This is a genomic window from Sphingomonas sp. SORGH_AS_0879, from assembly GCF_030819175.1.
GTDB lineage: Bacteria > Pseudomonadota > Alphaproteobacteria > Sphingomonadales > Sphingomonadaceae > Sphingomonas.
In genome coordinates, this window is record NZ_JAUTBJ010000002.1 from 3,699,929 (window position 1) to 3,712,940 (window position 13,012).

Here is a 13,012-nt window from a genome sequence, read left to right on the forward strand (position 1 = left end):
GCGCGAAGACGCGAGGACGCGAAGCTTTTTTGTTCGCGCGGAGGCGCGGAGGACGCAGAGGAGAATTCCCAACGGTCGTTCCGGCGAAGGCCGGGATCTTGTCGTGAAAGGCCCCAGCCTGCGCTGGGGCGACGGCAGGAAAATAGCGGAAGCTCCTCCGCGCTCTCTGCGCCTCTGCGCGAACCTCCTTCGTCGTGTCTTCGCGGCTTCGCGTGAGATTACCCCTGTGCGAAAAGCTTGGTTCCCATCACGCCGATCACGGTCAGGGCCATGAAGCCCGCCTGGATCGGCGCGATCCGGTCGCCGAACACGATCGCCCCGCCGATCACCACGCCGATCGCGCCCAGCCCGGTCCACACCGCATAGGCGGTCCCGGCCGGAAGCCCGCGCATGGCGAGCGCCAGCAGGCCCATATTCACGAAGCTGAGGATGATCGGCACGCTCGACGCCTGCCAGGTGGCCAGCGTCGCCGCCCATTTCAGGCTGAGCGCCCAGCAAATCTCGGTGATCACGGCAATGCCCAGAATGACCCATGCCATCGGAGAGTCTCCTTTGTCACGGGCTCGGGAATGGGCATCGTCGCCGGAAACCCGGAAGAGGCGGCGATGCGGGCCCGCCTTGGACGGGCAGGCCACAAGGTTGGGGTTTTGCCCCTCCACCACCGAGCTTCGCCCGGCGGTCCCCCTCCCCAAGCGGAGCTTGGGGAGGAATAGGATAGCCAAACCTCCGTTCAGGCTGAGCGAAGTCAGGGACCAGTGCCAGAAACGACCGAACCGCGCCTCGGCTTCCCGAAGCGCGGTCCAGTTCCCGGCCCTGTAGCCGATCAGTTCGGGCGACCGAGCCCCGAAATGCTGCGGTCGATCATCGCCCGGTCGGCATCGGCCGAGTGATGCTCGGCGATCAGCAGACCCGCAGCCTTGGCAGCAGCCTCGGCAGCGCGGGCGCGGACCTCGGCCAGCGCGGTGCGCTCGGCGGCGGCGATCTTGTCCTCGGCCATCTTGGCGCGACGCTCCATCAGCGCCTCGGCATCGGCCTTGGCCTTGCTGAGCAACTGGCCCGCCTCGTGCTGGGCCTGGACACGCATCGCCTCGGCATCGGCATGGGCGGCCTTGGCCTTGGCCTCATATTCGGCCTTCAGCGCCTCGGCTTCGTGACGCAGCTTGGTCGCCTCGTCGAGCTGGGCGCGGATACCGGCGATCTTCTGGTCGAGCGAACGCCCGATCATCGTCGGCACCTTCTTCACCAGCATCCCGATCAGCACGACCAAAGCAGCCAGCGCCACCCAGCCGGTCGAATCGAAACCCAGCGCGGTCGGGCTGGCGGCGTGATGCTCGGCTTCGGCAGGCGCGACCGTGTTGCCGGTCAGGCCCCCAGCCAGCCCATCGCCCTCGCGGATCGGCTTTTGCGTCATGCCCTCGGCCGATGCGGCATCGGCCAGGTTCTGCGCCAGCAGCGCATCGGCGTTGGTCAGCGCGCCGTTCGCGGAATGATTAGCCATGCGCGCTCACCTTTCGCACCGCGTCGGCCGCCGCATCCTCGCCCACCTGGACGCCGGACAGCTTGGCGACGAGATCGCGCGCCGCGTCCGCCGCCACGGACTGAAGATTGGCCATCGCCTCGGCCTTGGCATTGGCGATCGCCAGGTCGTGATGACCCAGACGCTCGGCCAGGTCGGCATCGGCCGCCTTCACCTGCGCCTCGAAAGCGTGGGTGGCGCGTGCCTTGGCGGCGTTGGTTTCGGCCATCGCGGCCACGCGCGCGGCGTCCATCTCGGCCCGCCATGCCGCCTCGACCCGGTCGGCCTCGGCACGCGCGGCCTCCGCCGCCGCCAGATCACCGGCGATACGGGCTTCGCGAGCGTCGACGGTCGCCTGAATCTTGGGCACCATCCCACGACCGACCACGAAATAGAGTAGGCCGAAGGTGATCAGGAGCCAGAAGATCTGCGACGCATAGGTCGCACTGATCTGTGCTATCTGGGGCATGGAGTCCTCGTTGCCATATCAACCGGGCGATCGCCGACCGCCCGGTCGATCAGAATTATTGGGCGACGAACACCAGGATGATCATCGTCACGAAGGCGAGCAGGCCCAGAAGCTCGGCACCGGCGAAACCGATGAAGAGGCGGCCCTGCTGGCTGTCCGCCGCACCCGGATTGCGCAGCGCGCCTTCGAGGAACTTGGCGAACACGTTGCCCACGCCGAGCGAGGCGATGCCCATGCCGATCGCGGCCAGGCCGGCGCCGATCATCCGTGCAGCTTCTGCGTCCATTTCAATCACTCCAGTTCAAAAAGGGTCGTTTGGGTATTCAAGTCGGCGGCGCGTCCGCCCGCCCGGTCCGGCGTTACCGGATCAGTGCAGGTTGACCGCGTCGTTCAGATAGACCGAGGTCAGCAGCGCGAAGACATAGGCCTGGATCGCGGCGACCAGCAGTTCGAGAAGGGTGATGCCGATCATCAGCAGGAAGCTCGGCAGCGTGACGAGCGCGGCATAGCCGGGGCCCATATTGATGCCGTTGATGACGAAGGCGGCAAGAACCTTCAGCAGGATGTGCCCCGCGGTCATCGCGACGAACAGTCGCAGACCCAGCGAGAAGGGACGCACCAGGAAGCTCATCAGCTCGACCACGAAGATCAGCGGAATCATGAGCGGCGGCGTGCCGTGCGGCACGAACAGCGCGAAGAAGTGGAAGCCGTGGCGACCGAAGCCGACGATCAGCACGATCGCGAACGAGATCAGCGCGAGCACGCCCGTGACGGTCACATGGCTGGTCACGGTGAAGGGATGGACACCCGGCACCACGCCGAAGGGCAGCAGGCCCAGGACGTTCGCAAACAGGATGAACATGAACAGCGAGAAGACGTAAGGCAGGAAACGCTTGCCCTCCGGCCCGATATTCGACGTCAGCATCGAATTGACGAAACCGGTGAAGCCCTCGACGGCCGCCTGCCAGCGACCGGGGACCAGATCGCGCTTCATGCCGCCGATCATGAACACCCACAGCGCGACCAAGGTCGCCACCATCCACAAAGCGGAATTGGTGAAGGAAAGGTCGTAGCCGCCGACCACCCAGTGCTGACCGAGCACCGGCTCGATCAGGAACTGGTGCATCGGATCAATCTTGCCGCCCGATTCTGCCGCCACGCTGCTTCGTTCCCACATATGACGAACGCCCGGTTACTCCGGGCGCTCACCAGAAATCCGAATGATCTGCCTGAACGCCACGCCGATCCCCAGGAACAGCATCACGATCAGGGCCCAGGGCGCGGTGCCGAACCAGCGGTCGAAGAGCCAGCCGATCAACGCACTGCCGACAAGACTTCCGATCAGCGCGGAGATGACGCGGTTGCCCTGGGAATAACCCCTGTCGGCGTCCACCTTCACCCCCTGCCGCGATGTTTCGTCCGCTCTCGCCTTGGCCAATCGCTGATCCAGCGCGGCCAGACGCGGATCGTCCGCATCGCCAAAGTCCTGTCCGGGCTCTTTCTCCGCCACGCAGCCACCCTCACCTGTTTTCGTCACCGAAGGGGAGAATGCGCGCGAACGGCGAGCGACCCCGCCAAGGCGAGGCCCGTTTAGAAAGCGTGTCTCCCCAAGTCAACCGCTTGGGGGTGAGGTTGTGACAGATGTGTTAAGGATTGTGTCCGGGGAACGACAGGGGGGGCCATCCTACCTTTCCCTCTTCTTCTCCCCTCCCGCAGGCGGGAGGGGTCGGGGAGGGCTGGCGCTGTCGGCGAGCGAGCCGCTTTTTGGTCGCACGGAATCCGGCCCGCTCCTCACACCGCTGGCCCGAACGCTACCCGAGTCCCCTCCCCCAGACCCTTCCGCCTGCGGGAGGGGAGGAAGAAGCGCTTTATACGCAGGCCGGGGCGCGTTCCGGTGGCGCGCTCGTGCGCGTTTTCCACACCCCTTCGGGCGTCTTGTATTTCTCGCCGCTCGCCGTCTGCGCGATCAGGTTGCAGCCGCTGGTGAAGGCCATCTGCTCCACCGTCGCGCCGCTCGCCTGTGCCTTTTGGGTATAGGCGGCCTTGCGCTGGATATTGATGCTGTTGACCAGCGTGCGCAGCTCGGGCGTCGCGGCGCCGACAATGCCCAGATAGCCATCGGGCTGTTCGCCGACCTGCCCTGCCGCGCGCGCCGCCGCATAGGCCGGATCACGCTGTGCCATCGCCATGCCCGACACACCCAACAGCGCAACCGCGCCGAGCGTCAGGATGATCGTCTTCGTCTTCATCAGAATATCCCCGGATTCTGCTGGATCAGCGATTTGGCCTCGCCATCCAGGCGATATACCACTTCCTGCGTCACATTGATGTTCAGATTGATCTCGATCGGCTTGTCGGGCGCGGAGATGTTCACGCATCCCCCGCTCATCGCCAAAAGCGCGACCGGCATCCATCGTGCTCCACCCAAGATCGGCATCCTGTCCAGCATTTTCAATCCTGTTACGCTCATGGCACGGTCTCGCTTGCGGAAGGCTGAATAGGCGGATTGGCGGGTGGGGCGGCGCGCTTGTTCTGCTCGTCGAGAAGCGCGGGCAGGTTGCGCTGGATCAGCCGGCGCGGATCGTAGAAGGACTGGGCCGAATCGAGCAGCCCGCGGAAAGGCGCCTTGATCCGCACGTTGAAGACGAAGGGCAGCCGCTGGAGCCGCCGGATCAGGAAATTGGTCTTCGCCCCCTTGCCCTGGCTGATCCCGGCGAAGCGGACATCGGTCACCATCTCGCCCGCCAGCGGGCCGTTCATGTCGATGCGCAAGCTGCGATAATTGAGCGAACGTAGCGCTCCGAAGGCCAGATTGCCCCACAGGCCGAGGTCCTTCTGGCTGATCTCCCCCAGATAGGCGATGCTGCCGCCGCCGGGCCGGACCACCAGCCGCCCGCCCTCGATCCGCCCACCGCGCTCGTCGAAGATCATCGGCAACGTGCCGTCGAAGACGCCGGTGGCGTTCAGATTCTGGAAGTCGAACTGGAGCAGGAACTGGTCGGCGGCGGCCCCCTCGACATGGAAGGTCATGCGCCGTTCGACCGGCTGCGAGAAGTCGAGCAGCGTCGGGTCGAGGGTCAGCGTACCGCCCGCAAAGGGCCAGCGCCCGCTCTCCACCCTCACCCTTGCGCCCGACAGCGTCTGATAGCGGACGACGCCGTTCGTCACCTGGATACCGGGATTGATCGTCTTGACCGTCGCGACCTGGCCGGGGGCGCTTTCCAGCGCGAGCAGGTCGGTGAAGCGGATCGTGCCCGCGATCCCGCTGACCGGGCCCAGCGCGGCGGCGAGGTCGATCCCGTCGGTCCCGAACTGTCCGGTCGAGCGGACGCCGTTGCCGTCCCAGTCGATCCGGCCCTGGCCTGTGATCTTGCCCCGGACATCCTCGATCACGCCCTTGGTCACCGGGGTCAGCAGCTCCGGCTGGAATTCCTTGGTGAAGCTTATGCCCGGCACAGCCAGATCGGCCATACCCTCCGACCGGTCGAGCGCGTGGCGGATCGTGATATCGGCGACCTTCACCGCTTTGGTCGGCTCGAACAACTGTCCGGTCGCGTCGATCCGGTTGCCCGCCAGGGTCAGCGCGACGCCGCGCACCGCCATGGGCAGGAAGCGGGGCGATTCGGCGCGGGCGTCGCGCACCTGCAAATCGCCGTTCAGCGACAGCTTGCCGCCCGCGAGCCGCCAATCGCCCGCCGCCTGTTGGAGCAGCAGCGGAATCTGCCCGATCTGCCCCGCGCCGCCGTCGAACCGGCCCGCAATCCCCTCCGGCGTGATCCGCCCGGTCAGGTTCGCCGCGTCGATCCGCGTCGGCGATTCGGGGCGGCCGATACGGCTTTCCACACCGGTCAGCGCGAAGGAACGGTCGGCCAGCGCGAAGCGGGTGGTCGCCGCCGCGACGGTCAGCGGGCTGCTGCCGATCTGACCCACCACCCGCGTCGGGCCGAGCCGGGCCCCGCCGCCCAGACGGGTGCCGTCGAGCCGTACCAGCGCGCCATCGAGCGGACAAAGCCGTGTCGCCACCCGGTCCAGCCGCAGGCCCGACAGGGCCAGCCGGTCGATGGCCAGCGGCTGGCAATCGGGATTGATCCGAATATTCAGCCCGCCGTCCCAGCGCGCCGCGATCGGCAGGACCAGCCCGTCGATCCGTCCGCCGCTGATCGGCCCGGACAGCGCCATCCGCGTGGTGACCGCCGTCTCGCCATGGGCGGCAGCCCGGAACTGCATCCGGTCGAAGGCCAGCGCCGCGCCGTCCGCCTCGTAACGGGCCAATGCCGCCGTGCCGAGAATCGGCGCGCCCGGTGCCGCCTGGCGCAGCGTCGCGCGGATCGCGGGAAGTCCCCCGCCCCCGGTCGCCAGCGTCGTATCGACCTGCAGTCCGGTCGCGTCATAGACAAGGCCCGTCTCGCCGCGAAAGGCGATACGCCCGCCACTGTCAGAGGCCAGCGCGAGGCTGGGTATGCGCACCGACAGGCCCGCCGCGCGCGGCCCGCTTTGCCGGTCGAGCGCCAGCCGCAGATCGGCGGCGAAGCGGCGTCCGCTCCGCGCCGCCGCGTTCAGCATCGCGCGCACCACCGGCCCGACCGGGGTGGCGGCGGTCGCAGCGCTCCAACTTCGGGTCCGGGCGAGCAGGGCAGGGTCGATTTGCGCGCCGCCGAGTCGCATCCGCCCGTCGAAGCGCATCGCGCGACCGGCCAGATAGCGCCCCTCGACGACGCCGCGCTCCGCCCGACCGACCCGCGCCGCCAGCCCCCGCGCGGTCATCGCCAGCCGACCGCCGGTCGCCGCCGCGTCTCCAGCAAAGTCGATCGTTCCGTCGACCGAGGTGCCGGCCAGCGCGGGATGGCGGATCGCCGCGCCGTTCAGCGTCGCCCGCCCCTGCCAGCGGTCCAGCGCGGCGGCGAGGGTGACATCGACCCGTGCCGCGAGTCGGCGCGCCGTCACCTCGCCGCATTCCAGCCCGGCCAGCCTGACCGGTCCCGTCAGCGTCGGCCGTTCGCGCACGATCCGCACCCGCAGCGGCGCGGCCAGCCCGCTCGCGACGCAATTGCCCAAGGTCAGACGCGGCGCGACCGCGCCCAGCCGCCCGGTGAAACCGTCGCTCAACACGCCTTGTCCCGACAGGCTGAGCCCAATCAGCCCCTGCGGCGTGTCCAGCCTGATCCCGCCATCCTGGACCACCACGTCGAGCGCCGGCAGCGCGAAGGGCTTGCCCGAGGGCGGGCCCATCAACCGGTCGAGCGTGCCCAGCGTGATCCGCCCGTCGACCAGCCGCCCGCGCAACCGCACCCGCCCGGCGCGCACCCCCGTCATCACCGGCCCCGACAGGCCGATGCGCGTCCGCGTCTCCAGCCAGTCGGCAACCAGATCGGGATGAGCCGGGTCGCCGATCACCACATCGGTCAGCCTCTGCCGACCGAGCCCCAGATCGGCGATCTTGTAGCGGGCGGGCACGCCGCGCTCGGCCAAGGCGCGGTCGATCGCATCCCCGGCCAGCGACTTGCGCGCGATCCACAGCGCGATCAGCGCGACCAACAGGATGAGCGCGATGGCGATCAGGATATGTTGCAGGCGACGGAAGCGTCGCGTCGGGCCGATGCGCGGTCCGACCTCCTCGTTCGCGCCCTCCACCCCGATGCCACTCCTTCCACCTGACCTATGTCATAGCCACATGGTCGCGCCGCACGCAATCGCATGAAGCCCGGCGACAGTTCCCCTCGCCCGCCCTATGCAGTCCCGACAGGGGGAATGACATGGGCGATCAGGGGCGGGATCAGGGTCCGAGTCGCGAAGGCGACCATGCCGGGCATCGTGCACGACTGCGCGAGCGATTGTTGGCGGGCGGCGGATTGCTCGATCATGAACTGCTCGAATATCTGCTGACCACCGCCATTCCCCGCCGCGATACCAAGCCGATCGCCAAGGCGCTGCTGCGCGAATTCCACGATATCGGCGGGGTGCTGACCGCCGATCCGATCGCGCTGCAACGGGTCGACGGGGTGGGCGAGACGGCGGCGGCGACGTTGAAGATCGCCCATGCCTGCGCGCTGCGACTCGTCCAGGCGGATGCGGCGCGGCGACCGATCCTGTCCAACTGGCAGGCGCTGCTCGACTATCTCCATGCCGATATGGCGCATCATGGCGTGGAGCGGTTCCGGGTGCTTCACCTCAACACCCGCAACATGCTGATCCGCGACGAACTGATGGGCGAAGGCTCGATCGATCAGGCCCCGGTCTATATCCGCGAGGTCATCCGTCGCGCGCTGGAATGCGGGTCGGCGGCGTTGATCCTGGTCCACAACCACCCCAGCGGAGACCCCTCGCCCAGCCGCGCCGATATCGACGTGACCCGCGCCATCGCGGAGGCGGGACGCAACCTGGGGATCACGGTGCACGACCATCTGATCATCGGCACCTCGGGCCATGTCAGCCTGCGCGCCCAGGGCCTGATCTAAATCCCGCCGGTCCCGAATCGGTTCTCCGCCCATACGGATCGTGACTTGCCGGGTCGGTCCGGCTGGCTCATCAGGGCGACCATGATCGACACGATCCGTCATCTGCCGGGCTTCGACCTCGCCTTTCGCGCGGTCGATCGGCTGGCGCGGTCGCGGCGGATGAAGCGTCATCTCCGCGACGCGGCCCCCATTCTGGCGACGCCGCCGATCGTCCCCAAGGATGATGGCGTGGTCATCTTTTCGATGATCGGCACCGTAACGCTGCTGCCCTATCTGGTCGCGGTGAAGTCCTTTCACCATCATCTTAGGATGGGCCGGATCGTCATCCTCGACGACGGCAGCCTGACCGAGGCGGACAAGCGCATCCTGTCCCATCATTGCGGATCGCCGGCCATGCTGCGGCTGGCCGATGTCGATACCGGCACCTGTCCGAAAGGAGGCACCTGGGAAAGGCTGCTGACGGTCCTCGACCTTCGCGCCCATCATTATGTCGTCCAGCTGGATTCGGACACGGTGACATTGGGCGACATGGCCGAGGTGCGGGCCGCGATCGCCGCCAATGCCAGCTTCATCTTGCTGGGCGATCCGGATGCCGAGGAAAAGGGTATCCAGACCCTGCCCGACTTTGTCGCCCGGCGCTATCCGCAAGGCCCGGTAGCCGGGCCCGTGCATATGCAGACCCTGGTCGAATCGCGCTTCGCCGGTCATGCCGATGCCGGGCGTCACGCCTATATACGCGGCTGTTCGGGCTTTGCAGGCTTTGCGCGCGGGGGACCGAGCGGACGCGCGGAGGCGACACGCTTCTCCACGGAGGCGGCCCGGCTGGTCGGCAAGGATATCTGGTGGCGCTGGGGCAGCGAACAGGTGACCTCCAACTTCCTGCTAGCCAACGAACCGGGCGCGCGGCTTCTGCCCTATGCGCGCTATTGCAACTATTGGCTCGCCCCCCTCTCGGGCGATGAGCGGCTGGTCCATTTCGTCGGCACGCATCGTTATTCCGACGAGACCTATCGCCGGATGACGGCACGCGCGATCGATCGGCTGACCGCCTGACCCTGTGCGTCCCGCCTCCCCGATGCTAGGGGCCATGGCCAAAGACGCGAAGAGGAATATCACATGCAGGTCTGGACCGGACTGGGCAATCCGGGCGCGCAATATGCGATGCACCGCCACAATGTCGGCTTCATGGCGATGGACGCGATCGCCGAGGTGCATGATTTCGGCCCCGTGAAGAAGCAGTTCCAGGGCTGGACCCAGGAAGGGCGGATCGGCGGGCAGAAGATCCTGCTGCTCAAGCCCGCCACCTTCATGAACGAAAGCGGCCGCAGTGTCGGCGAGGCGCTGCGCTTCTACAAGCTGGGGGTCGAGGCGCTGACCGTCTTCCACGACGAACTCGACATCGCGCCCTTCCGCGTCAAGGTGAAGACCGGCGGCGGCACGGCGGGGCATAACGGCCTGCGCTCGATCGACCAGCATCTGGGGCCGGACTTTCGCCGCGTGCGGCTGGGCATCGGCCATCCGGGGCATAAGGACCGGGTGACCGGCCATGTGCTGGGCAATTACGCCAAGGCGGAGATCGAGCCGCTGTCCGACCTGCTCGGCGCGGTGGCGGCGGAGGCGCACTGGCTGGCCGAAGGTGATGACGTGCGCTTCGTCAACGACGTGGCGCTACGGCTGGGGGATGCGGCATGAGCGTGCGGCGTCTCTTCGCCTCGCTGCTCTATGAGGGGCAGTTGGACGATGCCGATCTGCTGGAGGAGATCGAGCAGAGCTGCTGGGCGCTGGCCGAGGACGATCGCGCCGGGCGGCGCTGGTCGAAGGAGCATGGCTATCGCGGCTATACCAGCTACGCCTCGCTCAATGACCTGCCGATCCGCGATCCGGTGTTCGCCGACCTGCGCAAGAAGCTGGACCGCCATGTCGCGCGCTTCGCCGAGGAATGCGCCTTCGACCTGGGCGGGCGCAAGCTGAAGCTGGACAGCCTGTGGGTCAATGTCCTGAAGCCGGGCGGACATCATTCGGCGCATATCCATCCGCATTCGGTGGTGTCGGGCACGCTCTACGTCGCCATGCCCAGGGGCTCGGGCGCGCTGAAACTGGAGGACCCGCGCCTGCCGATGCTGATGGCCGCCCCGCCCCGTCGCCCCGACGCGCCCGACGACCTGACCACCTTCGCCACCGCGACGCCGGAACCGGGCACCGTGTTGCTGTGGGAAAGCTGGCTGCGGCACGAGGTTGTACCCAACGGCGCCAAGGGCGAACGGATCAGCGTCAGCTTCAACTATCGATAGGAACGACGACGCGCCGCAGACCCGCGATGAGCCGAAAAGTTCCATCATTTCGGCGATAAATCGGGGCGTTCCGTCGCGGTGATATCGTGCGGTTAACCTATATCGGTTAGGGGGATTGCCGATCGCAGCCCCAGGACCGGACGTTACGCCCATGCTCGAATTTTGTGTCTTCACCTTTGGCATGCTGGCGAGTTTCGTCCTGTCGGGTCTTGGGCGGAACAAGAAAGCGAAGCGGGCCCATCCGCCGATGCTCTATTATATGGGCCTGGTGCTGATGGGCTTTTCGGGCGCGCTGGGTATGATGCTCCTCGCCTATGCCGCCGCGATGATGGTCGGGATCGCCTGAACACCCCGCCCCCGTTCGGTCTGAGCGAAGGTGGGGATTAGCGCCCTACCCGCCATCGGTTGAGAAATATCCCCATCATCGCTAGAGGGGCGCTTTCCCCTTGATCCACAGGATAAGCGACGCATGGGTTTCCGCTGCGGCATCGTCGGCCTGCCGAATGTCGGCAAGTCCACCCTCTTCAACGCGCTGACCGAAACGGCGGCGGCGCAGGCCGCCAATTATCCGTTCTGCACGATCGAGCCGAATGTCGGCAACGTCGCGGTCCCCGACCCGCGCCTGTACAAGCTGGCCGAGGTCGCCGGCTCGGCCAAGATCATCGAGACGCAGTTGGCCTTCGTCGACATCGCCGGGCTGGTGCGCGGCGCGTCCAAGGGCGAAGGGCTGGGCAACCAGTTCCTGGGCAATATCCGTGAGGTGGACGCGATCGTCCATGTCCTGCGCTGCTTCGAGGATGGCGACGTGACTCACGTCGAGGGCAAGGTCGATCCCATCGCCGACGCCGAAACGGTCGAGACCGAGCTGATGCTCTCCGACCTGGAAAGCCTGGAAAAGCGCGTCCCCGCCTTCATCAAAAAGGGTCAGCAGGGCGACAAGGAAGCCAAGATCGCCGCCTCGGTGCTTGGCCAGACGCTCGACCTGCTGCGCGAGGGCAAGCCCGCCCGCCTGACCAAGCCGAAGGACGAGGAGGAAGCCCGCGTCTTTGCGCAGGCGCAACTGCTGACCGCCAAGCCGGTCCTCTATGTCTGCAATGTCGAGGAATCGAACGCCGCCAACGGCAACGCCCACTCGGCACGCGTGTTCGAGAAGGCGACTGCCGAGGGCGCGCAGGCGGTCGTCGTGTCGGCGGCGATCGAGGCCGAGATCGCGACCATGCCATCTGAGGATCGCGGCGAATTCCTGTCGGAGCTGGGCCTGTCGGAAACCGGCCTGGCCCGCGTCATCCGGGCCGGTTACGCGCTGCTCGACCTGCTCACCTTCTTCACCGTCGGGCCGAAGGAAGCGCGCGCCTGGACCGTCCATCGTGGCGCCAAGGCCCCCAACGCGGCCGGCGAAATCCATAGCGATTTCGAACGCGGCTTCATCCGGGCCGAAACCATCGCCTTTGACGACTATATCGCGTTCAAGGGCGAAGCGGGCGCGCGCGATGCGGGCAAGCTGCGCGCGGAAGGCAAGGAATATGTCGTCCAGGACGGCGACGTGATGCTGTTCCGCTTCAACGTGTGATCCATAATGCGCCGGTCGGCTTCGACCGGCTGGCGCATTCCTGCTTTGCAGGACGCGATCGGCCCGTTACGCCCCTATCATGATCCATGTTAGCCCGTATCGTCGCATCGTTTATAGCAGCCGCCCGGTCGGCGACGATGTGCGCGCCGATCATCAGGCGATTTTGGCGACGTCGCGTCGCAACAACGGCATGGACGGTATCTCGGGCCTGTTGTGGATCGGCGAGGGCCAGTATCGCCAGTTGATCGAAGGACCGGCCGACAGTATCGCGGAGGCATTCGAGCGAATCGCCCGCGATCCGCGCGATACCGACATCGTCATTCTGGACGACCGGATGATCGATGCGCCCGCGTTTGGCGAATGGGCGATGGCGGGCCTTCCCGGCGACCGGCCCAGCGACGCGGAGGCCCGGCTCCGCCTGCTCCTGCTCAACAGCGAGGACGAGATTCGTCGCTTCTTTCCCGTAACCTGACGGCAAATCCCGGGCGACTTGGCTCTACGTGGTTCCCTGCCGATCCTGGTCACGTCCAAGCTCAATCGACATTCATTTTCGCGCGAAGCTGCGGAGAATGTGTTCGCGCGGAGGCGCGGAGAACGCAGAGAGGGTGTGCCCGCGGCGATCACAGTCCGTCTTTACTATCGGACGATGCGGAGGCGCGCTGTGGTGCGAACAGGATTCCTCTGCGTCCTCCGCGCCTGTGCGCGCAAAGA

At 66.8% G+C, this 13,012-nt stretch carries 16 protein-coding genes; 7 read left to right on the forward strand and 9 right to left on the reverse strand.

The features are described from left to right. Positions 1–218: 218 nt before the first annotated feature. The 9 genes from QE379_RS17290 to QE379_RS17330 all read right to left on the reverse strand — a co-directional run bounded on the left by QE379_RS17290 (position 219) and on the right by QE379_RS17330 (position 7,616). Complete coding sequence (locus tag QE379_RS17290; RefSeq protein ID WP_307002379.1) at positions 219–539, reverse strand: multidrug efflux SMR transporter; 321 nt, start codon at positions 537–539, stop codon at positions 219–221. Positions 540–823: 284 nt separating this feature from the next. Continuing rightward, entirely contained in the window at positions 824–1,498 is a 675-nt protein-coding gene (locus QE379_RS17295) for a hypothetical protein (RefSeq protein WP_307002381.1), read from the reverse strand. Continuing rightward, positions 1,491–1,985, reverse strand: coding sequence for an ATPase (locus QE379_RS17300; RefSeq protein ID WP_307002382.1), 495 nt, complete (start codon positions 1,983–1,985; stop codon positions 1,491–1,493). Before QE379_RS17300 ends, QE379_RS17295 begins: the two co-directional genes overlap by 8 nt. A 55-nt stretch (positions 1,986–2,040) precedes the next feature. After that, a complete protein-coding gene (locus QE379_RS17305) occupies positions 2,041–2,271 on the reverse strand; it encodes a F0F1 ATP synthase subunit C (protein ID WP_307002385.1) in 231 nt (76 codons plus the stop codon). A gap of 81 nt (positions 2,272–2,352) precedes the next feature. Beyond that, a complete protein-coding gene (locus tag QE379_RS17310) occupies positions 2,353–3,144 on the reverse strand; it encodes a F0F1 ATP synthase subunit A (protein ID WP_307002387.1) in 792 nt (263 codons plus the stop codon). 33 nt (positions 3,145–3,177) lie between these two features. Then, positions 3,178–3,495, reverse strand: a complete 318-nt coding sequence (locus QE379_RS17315) for an AtpZ/AtpI family protein (RefSeq protein ID WP_307003281.1) — start codon at positions 3,493–3,495, stop codon at positions 3,178–3,180. A 358-nt stretch (positions 3,496–3,853) separates the two neighbouring features. Then, positions 3,854–4,234, reverse strand: coding sequence for a YdbL family protein (locus tag QE379_RS17320; protein WP_307002389.1), 381 nt, complete (start codon positions 4,232–4,234; stop codon positions 3,854–3,856). Next, positions 4,234–4,395: a YnbE family lipoprotein gene (locus tag QE379_RS17325; RefSeq protein ID WP_307002391.1), complete on the reverse strand. Its 162-nt coding sequence runs from the start codon at positions 4,393–4,395 to the stop codon at positions 4,234–4,236. The genes QE379_RS17320 and QE379_RS17325 overlap by 1 nt, the downstream gene beginning before the upstream one ends. A gap of 56 nt (positions 4,396–4,451) precedes the next feature. Further along, on the reverse strand, positions 4,452–7,616 hold the full coding sequence (locus QE379_RS17330; protein WP_307002393.1) for a YdbH domain-containing protein: 3,165 nt from the start codon (positions 7,614–7,616) through the stop codon (positions 4,452–4,454). 122 nt (positions 7,617–7,738) lie between these two features. Between QE379_RS17330 and radC the strand changes: the two genes are divergently transcribed. The 7 genes from radC to QE379_RS17365 all read left to right on the forward strand — a co-directional run bounded on the left by radC (position 7,739) and on the right by QE379_RS17365 (position 12,773). Further along, positions 7,739–8,440 (forward strand): DNA repair protein RadC, encoded by a 702-nt coding sequence (radC, locus tag QE379_RS17335; protein WP_307002395.1) that lies wholly within the window; start codon positions 7,739–7,741, stop codon positions 8,438–8,440. A gap of 81 nt (positions 8,441–8,521) precedes the next feature. Beyond that, positions 8,522–9,493, forward strand: a complete 972-nt coding sequence (locus tag QE379_RS17340) for a hypothetical protein (protein WP_307002397.1) — start codon at positions 8,522–8,524, stop codon at positions 9,491–9,493. 63 nt (positions 9,494–9,556) lie between these two features. Continuing rightward, positions 9,557–10,132 carry an aminoacyl-tRNA hydrolase gene (gene pth / locus QE379_RS17345; RefSeq protein WP_307002399.1) on the forward strand — a complete coding sequence of 192 codons (576 nt, stop codon included), beginning with the start codon at positions 9,557–9,559 and terminating at the stop codon, positions 10,130–10,132. Continuing rightward, positions 10,129–10,731 (forward strand): TIGR02466 family protein, encoded by a 603-nt coding sequence (locus tag QE379_RS17350; protein WP_307002400.1) that lies wholly within the window; start codon positions 10,129–10,131, stop codon positions 10,729–10,731. Before pth ends, QE379_RS17350 begins: the two co-directional genes overlap by 4 nt. A 151-nt stretch (positions 10,732–10,882) precedes the next feature. Further along, positions 10,883–11,077 carry a hypothetical protein gene (locus tag QE379_RS17355; RefSeq protein ID WP_307002402.1) on the forward strand — a complete coding sequence of 65 codons (195 nt, stop codon included), beginning with the start codon at positions 10,883–10,885 and terminating at the stop codon, positions 11,075–11,077. Between the two features lie 123 nt (positions 11,078–11,200). After that, on the forward strand, positions 11,201–12,301 hold the full coding sequence (gene ychF, locus QE379_RS17360; protein WP_307002403.1) for a redox-regulated ATPase YchF: 1,101 nt from the start codon (positions 11,201–11,203) through the stop codon (positions 12,299–12,301). A 79-nt stretch (positions 12,302–12,380) separates the two neighbouring features. Further along, positions 12,381–12,773, forward strand: coding sequence for a BLUF domain-containing protein (locus QE379_RS17365; RefSeq protein WP_307002405.1), 393 nt, complete (start codon positions 12,381–12,383; stop codon positions 12,771–12,773). The last annotated feature ends 239 nt before the right edge of the window (positions 12,774–13,012 follow it).